This window comes from Methanobacterium alcaliphilum (assembly GCF_023227715.1).
Classification (GTDB): domain Archaea; phylum Methanobacteriota; class Methanobacteria; order Methanobacteriales; family Methanobacteriaceae; genus Methanobacterium_E; species Methanobacterium_E alcaliphilum.
Genome location: NZ_JALKIF010000014.1, coordinates 48,104 through 66,705, shown reverse-complemented (window position 1 = coordinate 66,705; position 18,602 = coordinate 48,104). Strand labels below are relative to the sequence as shown.

Below are 18,602 nucleotides of genomic sequence, written 5' to 3'. Positions count from 1 at the left end.
ACAACCGGTTAATGTTATATCTTGGTTATCATTCGATAGAATTAAATTATAAAAACATCCATTAATTTTATGCTTGGAGAGATAGCTAATTCATTGCCACAATTTATTCAAGATAATTTTTTATATCTTCATCCCGGGTACACGTTATTAAATACTATCGTATTTGGGCTTATTTTGGGATTATCTGTATTGTTAATTATCAAAATGTTTAAATGGATTGATAAAGATCCTGGAGATTTGTTTATACCATTAATCCCCTTTATATTTTTAGGATCCGGGGCACGTGCATTAGTCGATAATGGGATTTATCCCCTACACTTACTTCTGGTCACCCCTGGAATTTATGTCATGGTGGGATTTACAACAATAATTACTCTTTTAGGGTCGGTGTATCTTGAAAAAAAATTTAAATGGGATTATCGGTATATTATTTTCATTTTCGGGGTTATATTATGTATTCCTAATATGATTCATCTTCAAAACATAGATTTGACTGCAACAATCATGGTGTTAGGTGCTTGGGCACTTTTTACTGGAATATTCTACTTTTTAAAATCTAAATTAGATTTACTTAAAGAGAAATTTAATTTAGCAGTTTTATCTGCTCATTTATTTGACGCAGCCTCTACCTTTATCGCCGTTGACTTCTATGGATATGGCGAACAGCATGTCCTTCCATTGGCATTAACTAATATGGGGGGAACGGCCTTTGTAATGTTTCCCTTAAAGATACTGGTTATTTTACTTGCATTATATATAATTGACACAAATATTGAGGATAAAACGACAAAAAACACATTAAAATTAAGTATATTTGTTTTGGGGCTGGCACCGGGAGTTAGAAACTTTTTAAGTTTAATAACCGGTCTTTAAAATCTATTTCATTAGCAGTGATTTTTTAGAAAATCCATTATTTAGAATTTCCATAATTTTACTAAACAACTCTCTTTATTGATAATATTTTTATGATGGGTAGTTAATAGATTTATCATACATAAAATTTTGTCCAATAACTCAAAACCATTAACTAATGAAAAAAGAGGTTATGGATAAAAACCAGAAAATGCGCGGTTCAAATTGTTTAGAACCACAAAAGCCAAACCAACGAGGAATATCTATGTACATAGAAAAAGTGAAGAAAAACATGAATTTACCGGAAACGGTGCGTATACTCGATACCACCTTAAGAGACGGTGAACAAACACCAGGAGTGGCCTTAACCGTAGATGAAAAGATACGGATAGCCAAAAAACTGGATCAACTCGGTGTAAACACAATAGAAGCAGGATTCCCTGCAGCTTCAGAAGGAGAAAAAGAAGCATCTCGTGAAATATTATCCCTGGGATTAGATGCCCAGGTTTGTGGTTTGGCAAGAACTTTGAAAGTAGATTTAGATGCTGCAATTGATTGTGATGTAGATTATATACACACATTCATTGGCACTTCTCCTCTTCACAGAGAATTTAAGCTTAAAATGAGTAAAGAAGAAATTTTAAGTAAATCTGTTGATGCGATTGAATATATAAAAGATCATGGCATTATTGCTGAGTTTTCAGCAGAGGATGCTACTAGAACCGAATTTGATTATCTCTCTAAAATCTATAAATCTGTGGAAGAGGCAGGAGCAGATTATATTAATGTTCCGGATACTGTGGGCGTTTTAGTTCCTACTGCCATGAATTGGCTGATTGGGGAGCTAAAAAAAGATATAAATATTCCTATAAGTGTTCATTGCCATGATGACTTTGGACTGGCCGTTGCTAATTCTTTAGCAGCTGTGGAAGCCGGTGCTAGCCAAGTACACGCCACAGTCAATGGACTCGGGGAAAGGGCGGGCAATGCTTCTTTAGAAGAAGTCGCTATGTCATTAATAACTCGCTATGATATTCAACTGGACATGCGCACATCTCAACTGGTGAATCTCTCTGAATTTGTTTCAAGAATAACTGGAATCAAAATGCCTCCTAATAAAGCTATTGTTGGAGAAAATGCATTTGCCCATGAAGCAGGGATCCATGTTCACGGGGTACTGGAAAAAGCAGAAACATATGAGCCCATTACTCCAGAAATGGTGGGACACACCCGAAGAATTGTATTGGGAAAACATACTGGTGCTAATGCACTCCGATCTAAATTAGATGAGTATGGAATTGAAATGACCGAAGATCAGTTTTGCACAGTCTATGACCAAATTAAAAATCTTGGTGATAAAGGTAAAAAAGTCACTGACGCTGATTTAAAAGCTATAGCTGTAACTATACTTGGTCGGGCTAAAAAACAAATCGTTAAAATGGAAGGCTTTGCTGTTATGACTGGGGAAAATGTAATGCCCACGGCAACTGTAAAACTCCGGATACATGATGAAGTCAAAACAGCGGCTAAAGCAGGAGTAGGCCCTGTAGATGCGGCAATTAATGCTATACAAAGTCTAATTAGTGAAACTGCATATATAGAATTGAAAGAATATCATATAGAGGCTATTACTGGCGGAACCAATGCTTTAGCAGAAGTATTTGTTATAATGAGTGATCAGGATGGCAATAATGCTACTGGTCGATCAACTAGAGAAGATGTTGTAATGGCCAGTGTAGAGGCGGTTTTAGATGCAATCAATAAAATATTAATGGTAATATGATAAAAATAATATCATAACTTTAATATTTTTTATTTATCTTCATAGCCTGGTATCAAAAATGAATCTTCGTAAAAAAACTTTGGTTATGATTGGGGCTACTTTACTAGCTTTAGTTTTAATTCTTTTTGCAAGTTCTGAAGCTTTATTGATGAATGGTTTAGGCAATCTTGAAAAACAAAATATTGCTCATGATGTCAAAAGGGCTGAAAATGCGATTAATCAGGAGATATACTCACTAAACGGATTAAATGAAGATTGGGCATCATGGGATGATACTTATAATTTTTTAAAAGATAACAATACTAAATTTATAGCAAGTAATCTGGGAAATAGTACTTTTAAAAGTTTAAAATTGGATTTAATATTATTTTTGGATTCGGAAGGTAACTTGTTCTATGTAAGGGCCATAGATTCTAATGGGACACTTACTAGCATAGTTCCTTCGGGAATGGATAATTATATTTCTAACTCAAGTTCGCTGGTAATAAAAAATACTTCAACTTCGGTTAAAGGATTAATTAATTTAGATAATGGTCCTATGATGATTTCTGCTCAACCAATACTTACCAGCAATGGCAAAGGCCCTTCAAGAGGAACCTTAATAATGGGTCGGTATATGGATGAAGAAGGCATTGGAATCATTTCAAATATAACTCAAATTTCTTTAAAAGGAGCGGGTTTAAAAAATATGGCTAATGCCAGTGATGATTTCAAAACAGCTAAAACTTTTTTTAATGACGATAATCCTATTGTAATACAAAATTTGAATTCGGATTCTATTGCAGGATATGTAATATTGCAGGATATTGAGGGAAATCCGGCTATGTTATTGCGCGTAAACGAATCCCGATCTCTATATAATGAAGGACAAAATAGTATTTTTTATTTTATTTTAATGCTGATGATTGCAGGAGTAGTAATGGGATTATCCATATTATTTTATCTAGATAAAGCAATATTGTCCAAGTTATTTGTTTTAACTAATAATGTAAAAATAATAGGGAAAAGTAAGAATTTTTCAGGAAGAATACCGGTAAATGGGGATGGAGATGAACTTTCTCAGTTTGCCCAGTCTATAAATGTAATGCTGGAAAAACTTGAAAAATCACATATAATTTTGGCTAAAAGCGAAGAAAGGTTTAGACAACTAGCTGAAAATATAGAAGAAGTATTCTGGATTTTTGATGTTAATAAAGGCAATTTTTTATATTTAAGTCCTGCTTATGAGAAAATATGGGGACATAATGTTGAAAGTGTATGTAAAAATCCCAAAAAATGGATTGAATATGTTCATCCTGATGATAAATCTATTATAAAAAATTTTTTTCCATTTCCGCATAATAGTAAAGGGGATACCACAGTTGAATATAGAATAATCACTTCTGATAATGAAATAAAATGGATCAGATCTCACTTCTCGGTCATAACCGATGATCGTGGCGAAGTGAATCGATTAGTTGGTATTTCAGAGGAAATAACTGAAAGAAAAAAACATGAAAGAGAATTAGAGAATACTAAAAACCGGCTTGATTTTTTAATTTCGGCCACTCCCGCAGTCATATATACGGTGGATAATAATCCTCCCTATAAAACTAATTTTATCAGTGAAAATGTGGAAAAAGTACTGGGATATGATATTGAAAAATTCTTAGCGGATCCCTATTTCTGGACCAAAAAGATCCATCCTGATGATCTCCACCAAGCAGAGTTGGATATGGAATTGCTTGTAGAAAAAGGACACCATACTTATGAATACCGTATAAAAAAATCAGATGGAACTTATATCTGGTTGAGGGATGATGCAAATGTGGTTAAAGATGAAGAAGGCAAAGCTGTAGAGATTGCAGGTTATTGGATAGATATTACCAAACGTAAAAAAGCAGAAAAAGCCTTAGCTAAATCAGAAAGCATATATCGTACTATTTTTGAGAATACCGGCACCGCAACAGCAATGATTAAAAAAGACATGACTATTTCACTGATAAATACAGAATTTGAAAAATTATCGGGATACACTAAAAATGAAATTGAGGGAAGATTGAAGTACACTGACATGATTTTTGAAAAAGAATCAGAAAAAGTCGATGAGTGTCATCGCCAAAATATGGAATATCCTGATTTAAATCCCTGCAACTATGAAACTATACTGCGTGACCATAGCGGGGACCTTAAAAATATAATGGTTACTATTGCTTTAATTCCTGAAATGGAATATACTTTAGCTTCAATTATTGATGTCACAGAACATAAAAAAGCAGATAATAAAATAAGATCATCATTAAAAGAAAAAGAGATACTACTGCGTGAATTACATCACCGGGTAAAAAATAATCTCCAGGTAATATCCAGTTTGCTTTCTCTCCAATCCCGATATATAGACGATGAAGAAGTTTTAAATCTATTTAAAGATAGTCAAAATCGTGTTAAATCCATGACTCTTGTTCATGAAAAACTTTATCAATCACAGAATTTGTCGGAAGTGGATTTAAAGGTATATGTTAAAGAATTAGCAGGAGTGATATTCCGCTCTTATGGTGTTTCTACTTCCAAAGTGACATTAGATTTAGACATAGAACAGTCTGTAGAATTGAATACAGCTATTCCATTAGGATTAATAATCACCGAACTGCTTACAAACTCTTTAAAATATGCTTTCCCCTCAAAAGAATCTGGCGAAATAAAAATATCTTTTCATGAAAATGACTCGGGAAAATATGTTTTAAAGGTAGCAGATAATGGTGTGGGACTTCCTGAGGGCTTAGATGTAATGAAATCTAAATCATTAGGACTAAGGTTAGTTCGAACATTAGCTAATCAACTTGGCGGGGATATTGAAATCGGAAATCCTCCTGGGGCAAATTTCAAGATCATCTTTTAATAAATAAATACCATAAATTTAATAATAACTCTAAGACAATTAGGAATTAAACAAGTTAATTCATTTAAATATTTTAATATTTCGCAGGTGAATATTATAATCGAGTATGTAGGAAGGTGGAATAAATGTCTCGCGCAAAAATAATGGTCGTTGAAGATGAAATGATAACTGCAGAAGATATGAAGGATGGGCTGGAGGAATTAGGTTACAATGTAATTGCAGTTGTTTCAACTGGTGAAGAAGCGGTTAAATTAGCAGAAGAGATGTCTCCAGATTTGGTGCTTATGGACATTATGCTTGCTGGTAAGATGGATGGTATAGAAGCAGCAGAAAATATCAGGGGCCGTTTTGGAATACCGGTAATATATCTTACTGCATATTCTGATGAAAATACAGTGGCCCGTGCTAAGATAACTGAACCCTCAGGATATATCATTAAAGGCGGGGTTGACTATTTAAATAAGCCATTTGAAGAAGGGGAATTACATACTGCTATTGAAATTACTCTATACAAACATAAAATGGAATTAAGACTGCGTGAAAATCAGAGGTGGTTAGCCGCTGTTCTTAAAAATATTTCTGAGGCATTAATTGTGACGGGATCAAATCGCCAGATAAAATTCATGAATTACATGGCCGAAGAAATCACTGGATGGCTACAAGAAGATGCATTGGGAAATGACTTGATAGAAGTTTTAAATCCATTAAGTGGTCAACTAGCACTTCTAAAGATGGATGATGTTTCAATGGCTCGGAAAGTCGAACTTTCCAAGGAAATAATTAGAGATAAAGAGAACAATAGAATCACAATTCATGGTTCCATGTCCCCAATAAAAAACGAAAAAGGCGACGTGGAAGGATGGGTGATTGTATTTCGACAATGATTCCATAGGCCTTATTCAAGCCATATCTGCCCAATTTTTTTGAATTTTTGATTAAGTATGCAAATTTCAATATACTTGGGATAACATAATTAATAATATGGAACCCGTGCATACATGCAAATTATTTGGAGCAATACGAGCCATATTGGGTATTAAAAATGCTTTACCTATAATCCATGGTCCTGCAGGGTGTTCATACCATATTCGTTATTTATTGGGTCTTAGAAGCGGATCAAATCTTCAGCTATGCTCTACTGAACTTACTCAAGAAGATGTTGTTTTTGGTGCGGAAGAAAAACTTTCCCATACTATTTTGGAAGCAGATAATCTATACTCACCTGATTTAATTGTTGTTTTGAGTTCATGTTCTACCAGCCTTATTGGAGAAAATATTTTTAGAGTTGCTAAAGAATGCAAACCTAAAATAAAATCTGAAATTATTGCTATTAGTGCTGGGGGATTTGAAGGCGATCAAACTGATGGCTATATTGAAGTTATGATGGCTTTAATTGAATGGAGCATTTCAAAAATAAAATTGGATAATTCAAATGAGGAATCCCTTAACTCATTAAAAAATAATTATTTAGCAGCTGATCGTTTTAAGAAAAGAATTCCAGCAGTTAATGAAACCAATAAACCTCATATTTTAGAATCAGATACACAATTGAGAAAAAATAAAATATTTCCTCATAGAAATAAATTTTTAAATTTAATCGGAATATTTAGGGGTGGATTTGATTTATTTAATCTTAAAAAGACATTGAAACGCATGGGTGTCACATTAAACTGTGTTTTAACCGCTGGAAGTACTTTAGAAGATTTAAAAAGAATTCATCGTGCAAATTTAAATTATTCTTTGTGTGACATCTCGGGCATAGAACCATCTTTATTATTAAAAGAAAGATTTTCAACAGAATTTATGCATTATCCTTTTCCTTTAGGATTTTCCAATTCATATAACTTTTTTAAAAATATAATTGATTTTTTAGAGATAGAATACTCCTTGGAAAATGAAAAGAATGAATATTATGGAGTTATGAAAAACTATAAAGATAAATTGGCTGGTTATAAAGTGGCCATTATAGCGGGACCTACTCGGGGAACTGCTTTAATGGATTTCACTATTGAACTGGGCATGAAACCTGTTTTAATATCTTTGGATTTGTTGGGGAGCTACACTATGGAAAATCTAAACAAAATTATTGTAGATTGTGATGTATCTCCTGGTGACAAACCGGAAATTCTTCAAAAACCAGATTTAATGCAAATTAGAGATTTAATTAACCATAGCAAACCCGATTTAATAGTGGGTGGTATGGGCGAATTGGGATTGTCCAATGAATTTGAAATTCCTCTTCTGGATGTAATGCATGCTCAAGAGATTACTATGGGCTGGGAAGGGGCAGTTAAGACAGCAGAAAACATATATGATGTCTTGGATTCCGGCCAAAAATAATATAAAATGGATGTTAACGGTTAATACGGATTATTTTAAAGTATTTTCTTGAGTATTATTCTTTTGGAGATGCATATCACAAATTATATATAATATTGAGTTACTGAAACAAATATAGTCATTCTTTCGGAGGTTAAAGTGATGTCAGAGGAAAATGTTGTATACATTGGAAACAAGCCCGTAATGAACTATGTTTTAGCTGTAGTGACTCAAATGAACGGTGGAACTACTGATGTGGTTTTAAAAGCCAGAGGCAGAGCCATAAGCCGAGCAGTTGATGTTGCAGAAATTGTTAGAAACCGGTTCATCCCAGACATTGACGTAAATAATATTGACATTAGTACTGAGGAAATCATAGGTAACGAGGGAACAGCAACAAACGTTTCAGCAATTGAAATACTTCTTCGAAAAGATTAGTAGAATTAAAAAATGAAACTAAATAGTTTCATTATTTCTTTAATTTTTATTTTAATACTTAATTAGTGAAAACTATCAAATATCCTCTGATTTACTTATTTTCAAGAGATTAAAACTAGAAATAAATCTTTTTTAACTAACTCTTATAAAAAAAGAGTATATGAATGAAAAATATCATTCATTCTTTTTGCGTCGTTTCATAATGGTTCTAATAGCGATAAGGGCTATTATGACTAATATTACTATTCCTGCAGTATAGTAGGTAAATATGGAAGTAGGTCCCTGTTCCTTAGAACTGTTTAGAGAATAAACATAACCGTCGCCGCTGGCCATGTAAATTGTTTCGCCATAAACAACAGGGGAAGAACTTATTGGTGAATTGAAAAGGAAGTACCCGGGAGAATAAGTCCATTCTTCTTTACCACTGTATTTGTTCAGGACATAAAGTGTGCCGTCATCTGAACCAAATGCAATTTTATTATCAAATAATGCGGCAGTTGATTTAACAGCTCCTCCTGTTTTATAAGACCATTTAAGTGTTCCATCCCGAGTATCAAGACAGGTCATATTTCCTTCATCAGATCCAATAAATAAACTATTTTCATTTTTGTCGAGGGTAGGAGAAGATCTTACTTTATTTCCAAGGCTATATTTCCAGTTTAAAGATCCATCGTCACGGTTTACCGAGTAAATATTTCCATCATTTGATCCAACATACACAGAACCATTATAATATGCTGGTGAGGAATAAATGGCATCTCCTGCAGTATAACTCCAAATTTCATCTCCATTATCTGCATCTAAAGCAAATAACTTTCCATTAATTGATCCTACATATAATGTACCGTTTACAATAACTGGGGATGATTTAACTGCATTTCCTGTGTCAAACTCCCATTTTTTCTCACCATCATCTGTATCTAAAGCATATACTCGTCCATCATTGGATCCTACATATACTGTATTATTTAAAGCAGCAGCAGTCGATTCAATGGAGTTTCCGCTTTTGAATTTCCATTCAACATCTCCATTTTTTGAGTCCATTGCATATAAATAACCATCTTTAGATCCTACATATAAAGTATCGTTTTTCACTATTGGTGAAGCTATAATGGCCCCATCAGTATCATAATCCCATAATTTAGTTCCATCTTCTAAATTAATTGCATAAATATTTCCATTAGTAGATCCTATGTACATCATTTTATTAAATAAAGCTGCGGATGATTGAATCGAAGCACCAGTTTGGAAGTACCATGTTTGGGACGTAAAATCCGCATCTTCTTTTAAAAATCCAGTATTTTCTATATTTTCATGAAACATCTGCCAATCGACAGCTGAAACAGGACTTATTAAGATGCACATCATAACAAGTCCAATAATAATGTTTTTCTTTTTAAACATCTTATCACCATATTCTAAGAAATTAAGCATCAAATAAAGGAAATAAATGATTTCCTTAATTAATCTTTAATTCTTCAAGTTTGTATTATATGTCTCTGTTGAATTTAGTAACACCTAATGCGAAGAATAACAGGGTAAAACCTGCTAAAACAGCTATATCTAACCACACATCTCCAATACTAGCTCCTTTTAACATCACGGCTCTTAATGCATCATTAGCATAAGTTAAGGGCACGATGTAAGCAATTTTTTGGAATATCCAGGGCATAGTTTCTAGGGGGTAAAATACTCCTGAAACAAACATCATGGGCATGGTAAATGGCATCACCATTTGCATATAGTCTTCCTGTGTGCCCACGCGAGCAGAGATCATTATCCCGAATCCTACAAAACATAATGCGGAAAGCACCAGTAGTAACAATGTAAGTGCCATACTTCCCTTTATGATTATGCCGAATAGAAGTATGGCTGCTACAATTAAAATCATGGCCCTGACAGTTTCAATAATCAATTTCGAAATAATTTTGCCTCCAACGACTGTGGAAACACTGGTGGGGGTCATGAATAACCTGGCTAATTCTCCTCTTTCTCTCTCACCAGCAATAGATTCTCCCATACCAAACATGCAGGAGAACATTATAGTCATTGCCAGAACAGCAGGCACCAGGAAGTCAATATATTGGATGTCTCCATATATTTTGTCTATCTGGAAGTTAATAGTGTTCACCAAACTCTGGAAACTATTTGCAACACTCTGTGGCTGTGATGCAGCAGATTGTGTTGAATTCACCTGAACATTGGATTGATTACTTGAAGAACTTTGTAATTGCCCAGAACCACTATTTTGCATTTTTTCAATACCTACTTCGGCAGAAATACGACTAAATAATGATTGGGTGGCTGGAATAATTGCCTGACTCGCCATTTGATCTGAAGAGTCTACATAAAGCACAACACTCTGAGCCTGATTACTTGTTAAATTATCATAATTTGAGGGTAATATAATGGCGGCTTTCACCTGACCAGATTCAACCATCGATTTACCTTTATCGGGATCACTTATAATTCCTTTTACTTCATAAAGACTCATATTTTTAATTTCATTCAAAGTGTGGTTAGTAAGAGATCCATGACTTTGATCAACCACTACAACGGGTATATTTTCAAGACTTCCACCCATCCCATAACCAAAAAGAGTTATCATAATTATGGGAAACAACATTAAAGATATAAGGCGCGGTTTATGTCTCCAAAGAACCATTAGGTCTTTTTTGAGCATCCAAACGACCTTTTTGGTCTCCATTATTCTTCCTCCGTCTTATTTTTTTCTTTAGCCGTAACTTTCATAAAAACATCTTCTAAAGAGGGATCTTTGGTTGAAATAGAAGTGATATTTCCATTATTTTGCATGATAGTCCAGATAACATCATTAACTGCTGTTTTGCAGTTTTCATCCATTTGCATTATTATCCTACCGGAATGATGTTGGGTAATCTCGAATACAACAGGCAGCTTTGTTATTTCAGTAACTAGATTTTCGTCCAGATTGCTGACCATTATACTCATCTGTTTAGAACTATCCTCCTGGCGTTCTAACTCTGCAACTGCAGTTTTTAGGTCATTGAAAGTGTTTTCTTTTCCCACTGGATTTTCCTGCCCTATTTTATCAATAATTGTCCCTATTTTTGCTTTTTTCTCGGATTCTTCCTGTTTTATCATGGTGTCTTTGAGGCCTTGAGGAGTATCATATGCTGCTAAGACTCCTTGATTAATTATTCCTACATTATCACATAGTAGTTCGACCTCATACATGTCGTGAGAACATAAAATGATGGTATGGCCCTTTTCATTCAGTTCACTTATTAAATCCCAGAGCACTCTTTTTGTTGTGGGGTCAAGACCAATAGTAGGTTCGTCTAAAAACAGTATATCTGGCTGATGAACAAGACTAGCTACTACAGAAACTTTTTGCTTTTGTCCTCCGGACATTTGGCTTACTTGTTTGTCTGCAGCATATTTAATATCAACCAGTTCCATTAATTCATCAATTCTTTTTTCTTTTAAGTCACGAGGCATACCATAAAAGTCTGCACATAATTCTGCGTTTTCTCTAGCAGTTAAATCACCATAAAGGCTTACTAATTGGGGAACCATTCCAATTTTAGTTCTTACTTCATTTGGCTTTTTTTTCACATCATATCCTGCCACATTAGCAGTTCCTGATGTGGGGGATATTAGGCAAGTGAGCATTTTTATAGTGGTTGTTTTTCCAGCACCATTGGGGCCTAAAAAACCAAAAATGCTTTTGTTTGGAATTTTCATATTTAGTTCATCCACTGCCCGGAAATCACCATATTTTTTGGTGAGATCAAATGTTTCTATTGCATATTTCATTTTTTGACACATCCTTTGCATTGGTGGACCATTAAATTCAATAAATTAAAGTTATTTTTCATCTTCCGCTGGGATTTCAGACCAGAAATTTTCCCAAATTTTTGCAATATGCTCTTCTACAATGTATTTTATTTTAAGTACAGTTGCTTCGCCTTTGGGAGTGATTTCATAATATTTGACTTTTCTTTTTCCTTGACGTTCCCAGGTACCTTCAATAAGTCCTTTTTTTTCTAAATCATGGAGTATGGGGTAAACTAAGCTCGGTCCAGGTGGTTTAATTTTTTCATGCACATTTTTGAGGTTATAAAAATCATTGAGTTTATTCATTATTTCATAACCATGTGTCTTTTCTTTGTAGATCATCCAAAGAATTACAGTTTTTCCAAATCCTCTCATAAATCCTTTGATTATTTTTTCATCATATAGGTCCAAGCACATCTTTTCATTTTTAATAGATATTTGATTATCAACTTCATTTTCATTTTTTGAGGCTATTTTTTCCTCTTTCAATTAATTTCCCCCTATTTAAATCAATAAATATCACTATTTTATTTTTCACAAAAATTACTTACGATTTATTGATATATCATAAAACCGATATATTAGAATTGCGATATACTGATTATTTGATACAATATATAAATGTTTTCATGGCGGTGGGGATTTATAATATGAAATTCATTTAAAAAGAGCAAGTATCTTTTAATAAATCGTGGCCAAACAATTGCTGCCTTCTATTGGGACGCAAAAATTTAATAGAAAAATTTTGTCTGGATGAACCTATTATCAAATTCATCCATAGCTAGCAATTATTCTACATAGACCTTAATTTTCGTTTTATTCTCTTCATCTTCCACATCAACAATCTTACCTTCTGCTCCATTTTTCACAGCGTCGATAATTTCTTCTATATTGATTTGATCAAGGCCTGATTCCTTTAATTTAGGATCGTAGGTTTTTGCAAGTTTTAATCCCACATCTACTAGTGAAATAGGGATGTTAATATTTACTTTAGGCTTATCATCCATGGTTCTAACTCGAACCTTTAACCATTTCGCACCACTTTTAGGTATAATTTCGTCATCACTTTTTTCTAGAGCGCTAAGCAATTCCATGCCTTCCTCTGCAGTAATTTTTCCTTCTTCAACCATTTCTAAAATTTGCATTCTTTCTTCAGACACATTTTTATTCATATTTAACCCTCCTATTAAATATAATCATTCATTAAGCAGTTTTAAAGCTTCGTCCTTACTAATTTCTCCATTGCTGAGTTTTTCTAAAACCTCTTTTTGGTTAATGGATGTTTTATCAACTTTATGTCCCAAAGCAAAAATCACGTCATCCAGTTTATTCCTTACTGTGGGATAAGATATTCCTAATTCTTTTTCAATTTCTTTGATGTTGCCCCTGTTTTTAATAAAAACTTCAACAAAATATTGCTGTTCTTTAGTTAATCTGCAAAATTTGCATAACTCAAACTCCCCTTTTATAGTTGTTTCGCATTTTTTACAGTATATTTCCGTGATTTTTGTTTCATTTTGACAGATTGGGCAGTTTCCCAGCACTTCACGTTTCATAAATCTCTCAACCCTTATAATGTGTAAATTTTCACTACAATTTTTTCATTATTTTCGTCGTAGGCTTCAACATTTAACAGTTCAAATGGCTCCATGGCTTTCAAATTTTCAATAATGTAATCGACATCTTCACTATTCATTTTTTTTAAAAAATTAGCTATAACTGCACCTTTATTTGGCGTAGATTTATTATTTTTTGATTTTGGAGGACTATACTTGATAATTAATTTAATAATCCATTTAATAATCCCTAATCGTAGGGCGGGGATTGGAAATGAAAATTTGCCAGTTTTTATATATATTTTTATTTTTTTCGCCATCATGTTATTCGCCTAATTACGCTCACTTTAAATAATCAACTCAATCGGAATCTAACTTAATATTTTCAATTTGTACTATATAAATATATTGAATATATTAATATTAATTTCAATATTGTCAAATATAATATTAATATTTTTAATTTATCAGAGATTTTTATAGATTTCGAGTTTTTTTCTCTAGATAATTAAAAAACAATAAACTGATGATATTTCCAATTCGGTAATTATTAAAAAACTTAATAAAATAAAGAGGCTAAAAAAATAAAACATGAAAATTGGTTTTTCTACTCTGGCACTATTCATGAATTCATTTGAGTATTTTTTGGAAATTGCATCTAATGGGGGATTTCAATTAATGGAAATCTTATGTGAGGGTCCTTACTGGCCGCGTAATATGATAGCGAACAGTGGAAACTTAGAAATCTTTGATTCTTATGATATTGATATATTTCTTCATGCACCTACTATTGACATCAATCCTGCCAGTTTAAATCCAGGTATACGGGAAGAGTCCCAAAGACAGATGAAGGAAACTTCAGACTTTGCAGCTTTAATTGGGGCTAAAGCCATTACTACTCATCCAGGAATGATCCAGCGTCAGGAAGAAAGAGTTAGAAATTTTGCTATTAAACATGCAATAGTAAATCTCACTGAATGTGCTGATTATGCTCAATCAAGAGGAATCTTTTTTTCAATAGAGAATATGCCTTATCGCTACAAATATCTATGTAATACGGCGTTGGAACATGAATTTTTTGTTAAAAAATGTGGGTGTATGGCCACTGTAGACATGGGACATGCTAATACTACAACTCATCCTGCAGAATTTTTAAAGATTAAAAACACATATTACTATCATCTAAGTGATAATAATGGTGAAAAGGATCAGCATCTATCTTTGGGGGAGGGAAATCTTGATTTAAGTCTTTTAAAGGGTATTAAAAGGGGAATAATAGAACTTAATAATTACGATGCAGTTTTAAAAAGTAAAAAAATACTGGATGCGCTAAATGGTAATGAAATCAATTAAAAAACCATTTTTATTAACTTAATAAGGCTTATATTGATAAACTAAAACGGGTATATGTTTTGAGTTATATGCTATTAATTGTATTTTGTTAAATATTCTGTAAATTTTATATGGGGGTGTTTTATGAAAACTACTCAAAAACAACGATTAATGACTACTAATCGAATTGAAACCTTGGTAGATGGTATATTTGCTATTGCAATGACTCTTTTGGTTTTAACACTGGAAGTTCCGGATTTTCCTTCTCCTGTAACTAATGCCACTCTTCAGGCCTATTTATTAAGTATTTCTTCTAAATTTTTTATTTATGCTTTAAGCTTTATTTTACTGGCGGTTTTTTGGAGAATACATCATGTGCAATTTCATAATATAAAAAAGTCTGACAGTAAATTAATATGGATAAATGTAATATGGGTAATGTTTGTGGCTCTTGTACCTTTTTCCACGTCTTTGGTGGGAGATTATGGATCTTTAGAAGTTGCAGCTGTTTTTTTTAACATTAACATGTTTTTTATCGGAATATTGTCATTTTTCAACTGGTATTATGCTGTTCATCATGGATTGATGGATAATATGGTAATAAAAGAGTATAAACGGCATCTTAGATTGTATTTATTGTTACCTGTGGTTGCCATAATTGCTATTTTAATGAGCTTTATAATTCCTGCCTGGAGCCAGCTGTCTTTTATTCTTATAAGTCCATTTAAAATAATAAATGATAAATTATAAGATTATGCATCATTGGAAATCACCTGAACTTCTTCTATTTATTGAAGTTAACTGGGGCCTCTTGTGAGATTAAAATCAAGTACATGCCCTCCGGTGGTTTCACCAGCTGAGATAAAGTGCATGTTAAAATCCTGTTGATTGATAGAAACATGGGTAAGAGGACACCCGAATCCAACTAAAACTCCAGTAACATTTTTTTATAGAATACTGTCTGATTTTAATAATTTCGGATAAAGGATTCATTAAATCTTCGGAAGCTGGCTTATTTCGTACTGTAATGTGTTCAAAGGTACATGAGGCCGGGAAAACTAAAAGTTGGAACTTTTCTGGAAATTAGATGATGTATCTTGAAATGTTTGATAATTAACTGAATTAATTTTAAAAATTTGTCTTGGCTTGAATTTTGTGGCCATTGCAAAGGGAACTTCTAACTTGTCAGAAGCCCTTTTAATTTCTCATGTGAATTTTATTTGATAAATTATCCCATTTTTTATTACTATTTTTCCATCCATATAATTGAAAGTTCCACTCCCAGTATCGCCATGGCTTTTAAGTTCTCTGACTGTATCATGGCCTAAGTAATCACCATTTGCTAATGTGTTGAGAGTAGAAACTTGACATAATATATTCTAATCGTTTAAATCAGATGAAATGAGTATTTCAGGATTGATCCAACAGATATCATCATCATTAAAATTAAATAGATTTTAGGGGATTGCACAATTGCACAGGTTAATAAAATACTTAGACTAGGACTATAACTAAATTATGTATGGAGGTTAGTTAAACCTTTAAAAAAAATATGGGGGAGATTCCATGAGCTGTTACTTGAGGCACATGAAAAATGTCATGAAGGAAGCAGGTTTAGATCCGCAAGATAAATATGAACGAAAAGAAGTTGATCTTGCTATACGTCGGGTGGTTGGAGAAAAAGAAGATCAAAAATGCAATTTAGTGTGGAAAAAAGTAAAAATTTGGCTGCATGATGTGGAGAAATATACTGAACTAGTGGATGGATTGAAAGAGGAGTACGAACATTTATAATTAAAAATTAATATTGAGAATTTCTCGAATGTTGTATATTACTACGTCTGCAGCAGAAAAAACCTTTTCTGGAACGTCTTCTTCCTGTTGCAAAGTTAGAACACCAATATCTGCTTCTTCAAAAGCTAAAATATCATTAGAACCATTTCCAACCATCATAACTTTGTATTTTTCTTTTAATTGCCTAACGATTTCTTTTTTCCGTTTTGTACTTGCAGTACCAAATACATTGTTGGGGGGGATGGAAATAAATTGTGCTAATTGTTTTAAAGATCCTTTTCGATCACCGGATGCAATGAATATGTCTATATTCATTTTTTTAAGAGTATTTATTACTTCAGATACTTCTGGAAATATTTTACCACCTGCGGTTATCGTAAATTCAACTTTATTAGTATCCATATCCATAATAAATCCAGATCCGCTGCATATCTGGACATTGTATTTTTTATCCAGCACGGCTTTTATACTGTCCTGTATGTCTTTTATCGTGGAATTATCTTGCTTTAAAGATTTTAAAACGTCTTCTTTATTAACATCATTGGTGGAGTAACTGATATCAAAATCCACATTATTGTTTTTAATAAACTGGTAAATTGTTTGATCTCCCTTTGCATTAATCAAACACTTCGCAGGGTCTGTTTGCAATACTACAAGTGCTCTATTTCCAGTATAATCGACTATATCCATAGAATTCATATAATCGCAAATTTCACTCGTTTTAATATTTTTAAGAGCACGATAACGTTTTATTAAAGTTCCAGAGTTGTCAAATACAACAGCTTTAGGTTTCAGGGAATTCATACAATTGAAAATTAGTGGAATATCTATTTAAAATTATTTAATTTTTTGTCAGTATAAATAATTATTAAAAATTTTTTTAAATAAATCCCCATGAATTCATGAAGAAGTAACCTCCTACGCCAATTAAGAAAATTCCACAGATCTTCATAACATTTTTGTAAGTATTTTGATTCATTAGGCTGGTGCTTCTAGATGAGAAAAAGGAAACTGCGCTGAACCAAACGAGATCAGATGACCAGTGCCCAATTAAAAACCCTATTAGTCCTATAACTCCTGCCATACCCACTCCCTTAAATAAAAATGCGCCCCCTATAGTGGCCCACCATATAAAAAAGTAGGGGTTACTCACGCTTGTTACAATTCCACTTAATATGGATTGATATTTGGTTTTATCAACCGTTATTTCTTTGTTTTGATTTGAAATAGGGGAATTTTTTACTAATTGTAATCCCATGAGCATGAGGACAATTCCCCCAACTAATCCAATAATAAATGCGGCTAGGGGTGATCCAATAACCCCTCCTAAACCAGTCATGATTAATAGAACAATGGCTAATTCTACAAGCATGTGGCCGCTTACGATTAAGGGGCCTGATAAAAAACCTTTTTGCATGGAATCAGAAATAGTAACTGTTAGCATGGGCCCTGGAGCAATAGCACCAGATAATCCTACTAAAAAGGCAGTTAATGTAAATAAAGCTACATCTATCATTAAATCACTAAGAATATGTGTAAAAAAATCAGTTGAACTGATGGGAAATTTTATTAAAAGATTAATTTAAAAATTGCTAATTACATTCATTTAAAATTTTTGTAATTTCATTAAGGTGGTAATCAATTTCTTCGACCTGTTCTTTTTTAAAGGATCTAGAACGGCTTAAATATCTAAGGCGCTCAGAAACGTGGTTCATTTTATTAAGAATATCAGTAATGTATACTCTGTTCTGGTACATCTAAACACCAAATAAGTATATGTCAAACTAGAGTATATACTTGTGGTTAGTAAATTATGGGTCAAAGATTATTG

General features: G+C 33.0%; 20 protein-coding genes and 1 pseudogene. 9 read left to right on the top strand and 12 right to left on the bottom strand.

Annotated features, from left to right (window positions below):
* Positions 1-69: 69 nt before the first annotated feature.
* The 6 genes from MXE27_RS10415 to albA all read left to right on the top strand — a co-directional run bounded on the left by MXE27_RS10415 (position 70) and on the right by albA (position 8,270).
* A complete protein-coding gene (locus MXE27_RS10415) occupies positions 70-873 on the top strand; it encodes a DUF63 family protein (protein WP_248612371.1) in 804 nt (267 codons plus the stop codon).
* A 244-nt stretch (positions 874-1,117) separates the two neighbouring features.
* Positions 1,118-2,635 carry a 2-isopropylmalate synthase gene (locus MXE27_RS10410; RefSeq protein WP_248612388.1) on the top strand — a complete coding sequence of 506 codons (1,518 nt, stop codon included), beginning with the start codon at positions 1,118-1,120 and terminating at the stop codon, positions 2,633-2,635.
* 58 nt (positions 2,636-2,693) lie between these two features.
* On the top strand, positions 2,694-5,513 hold the full coding sequence (locus MXE27_RS10405) for a PAS domain S-box protein (protein ID WP_248612370.1): 2,820 nt from the start codon (positions 2,694-2,696) through the stop codon (positions 5,511-5,513).
* 125 nt (positions 5,514-5,638) lie between these two features.
* Entirely contained in the window at positions 5,639-6,397 is a 759-nt protein-coding gene (locus MXE27_RS10400) for a response regulator (protein ID WP_248612369.1), read from the top strand.
* 97 nt (positions 6,398-6,494) lie between these two features.
* Positions 6,495-7,853: a nitrogenase component 1 gene (locus MXE27_RS10395; RefSeq protein WP_248612368.1), complete on the top strand. Its 1,359-nt coding sequence runs from the start codon at positions 6,495-6,497 to the stop codon at positions 7,851-7,853.
* Between the two features lie 141 nt (positions 7,854-7,994).
* Positions 7,995-8,270: a DNA-binding protein Alba gene (albA, locus tag MXE27_RS10390; protein ID WP_248612387.1), complete on the top strand. Its 276-nt coding sequence runs from the start codon at positions 7,995-7,997 to the stop codon at positions 8,268-8,270.
* A 174-nt stretch (positions 8,271-8,444) separates the two neighbouring features.
* Here albA and MXE27_RS10385 read toward each other — a convergent pair whose 3' ends face one another.
* The 7 genes from MXE27_RS10385 to MXE27_RS10355 all read right to left on the bottom strand — a co-directional run bounded on the left by MXE27_RS10385 (position 8,445) and on the right by MXE27_RS10355 (position 13,968).
* Positions 8,445-9,674, bottom strand: coding sequence for a beta-alanine-activating enzyme beta-propeller domain-containing protein (locus MXE27_RS10385; protein WP_248612367.1), 1,230 nt, complete (start codon positions 9,672-9,674; stop codon positions 8,445-8,447).
* A gap of 85 nt (positions 9,675-9,759) precedes the next feature.
* Complete coding sequence (locus MXE27_RS10380) at positions 9,760-10,980, bottom strand: ABC transporter permease (protein ID WP_248612386.1); 1,221 nt, start codon at positions 10,978-10,980, stop codon at positions 9,760-9,762.
* Complete coding sequence (locus MXE27_RS10375; RefSeq protein ID WP_248612366.1) at positions 10,977-12,068, bottom strand: ATP-binding cassette domain-containing protein; 1,092 nt, start codon at positions 12,066-12,068, stop codon at positions 10,977-10,979. Before MXE27_RS10375 ends, MXE27_RS10380 begins: the two co-directional genes overlap by 4 nt.
* Before the next feature lie 51 nt (positions 12,069-12,119).
* The gene (locus MXE27_RS10370) at positions 12,120-12,578 is read right to left on the bottom strand and encodes a PadR family transcriptional regulator (RefSeq protein ID WP_248612365.1); all 459 of its coding nucleotides are present in this window, start codon (positions 12,576-12,578) and stop codon (positions 12,120-12,122) included.
* 299 nt (positions 12,579-12,877) lie between these two features.
* Positions 12,878-13,261 (bottom strand): SHOCT-like domain-containing protein, encoded by a 384-nt coding sequence (locus MXE27_RS10365; RefSeq protein WP_248612364.1) that lies wholly within the window; start codon positions 13,259-13,261, stop codon positions 12,878-12,880.
* 24 nt (positions 13,262-13,285) lie between these two features.
* The gene (locus MXE27_RS10360) at positions 13,286-13,645 is read right to left on the bottom strand and encodes a DUF2089 domain-containing protein (RefSeq protein WP_248612363.1); all 360 of its coding nucleotides are present in this window, start codon (positions 13,643-13,645) and stop codon (positions 13,286-13,288) included.
* Positions 13,646-13,659: 14 nt separating this feature from the next.
* Positions 13,660-13,968 (bottom strand): hypothetical protein, encoded by a 309-nt coding sequence (locus MXE27_RS10355; protein WP_248612362.1) that lies wholly within the window; start codon positions 13,966-13,968, stop codon positions 13,660-13,662.
* Positions 13,969-14,236: 268 nt separating this feature from the next.
* Here MXE27_RS10355 and MXE27_RS10350 point away from each other — a divergent pair, with 268 nt between their 5' ends.
* Entirely contained in the window at positions 14,237-14,998 is a 762-nt protein-coding gene (locus MXE27_RS10350) for a sugar phosphate isomerase/epimerase family protein (protein ID WP_248612361.1), read from the top strand.
* Between the two features lie 123 nt (positions 14,999-15,121).
* Positions 15,122-15,727 carry a TMEM175 family protein gene (locus MXE27_RS10345; RefSeq protein WP_248612360.1) on the top strand — a complete coding sequence of 202 codons (606 nt, stop codon included), beginning with the start codon at positions 15,122-15,124 and terminating at the stop codon, positions 15,725-15,727.
* 47 nt (positions 15,728-15,774) lie between these two features.
* Here MXE27_RS10345 and MXE27_RS12060 read toward each other — a convergent pair.
* Together MXE27_RS12060 and MXE27_RS12055 are read right to left on the bottom strand one after the other, a co-directional pair.
* A pseudogene (locus MXE27_RS12060) lies at positions 15,775-15,912 on the bottom strand (acetolactate decarboxylase); the annotation flags it as partial.
* A 270-nt stretch (positions 15,913-16,182) separates the two neighbouring features.
* Positions 16,183-16,353 (bottom strand): acetolactate decarboxylase, encoded by a 171-nt coding sequence (locus MXE27_RS12055; protein ID WP_425438291.1) that lies wholly within the window; start codon positions 16,351-16,353, stop codon positions 16,183-16,185.
* A gap of 190 nt (positions 16,354-16,543) precedes the next feature.
* Here MXE27_RS12055 and MXE27_RS10340 point away from each other — a divergent pair, with 190 nt between their 5' ends.
* Entirely contained in the window at positions 16,544-16,771 is a 228-nt protein-coding gene (locus tag MXE27_RS10340) for a hypothetical protein (RefSeq protein ID WP_248612359.1), read from the top strand.
* Here the strand turns inward: MXE27_RS10340 and MXE27_RS10335 are convergent, their stop codons facing one another.
* The 3 genes from MXE27_RS10335 to MXE27_RS10325 form a co-directional block, all read right to left on the bottom strand.
* Positions 16,772-17,575 carry an HAD family hydrolase gene (locus MXE27_RS10335; RefSeq protein ID WP_248612358.1) on the bottom strand — a complete coding sequence of 268 codons (804 nt, stop codon included), beginning with the start codon at positions 17,573-17,575 and terminating at the stop codon, positions 16,772-16,774.
* 76 nt (positions 17,576-17,651) lie between these two features.
* Positions 17,652-18,287 (bottom strand): LysE family transporter, encoded by a 636-nt coding sequence (locus tag MXE27_RS10330; RefSeq protein WP_248612357.1) that lies wholly within the window; start codon positions 18,285-18,287, stop codon positions 17,652-17,654.
* 76 nt (positions 18,288-18,363) lie between these two features.
* The gene (locus MXE27_RS10325; RefSeq protein ID WP_248612356.1) at positions 18,364-18,528 is read right to left on the bottom strand and encodes a hypothetical protein; all 165 of its coding nucleotides are present in this window, start codon (positions 18,526-18,528) and stop codon (positions 18,364-18,366) included.
* Positions 18,529-18,602 lie beyond the last annotated feature (74 nt).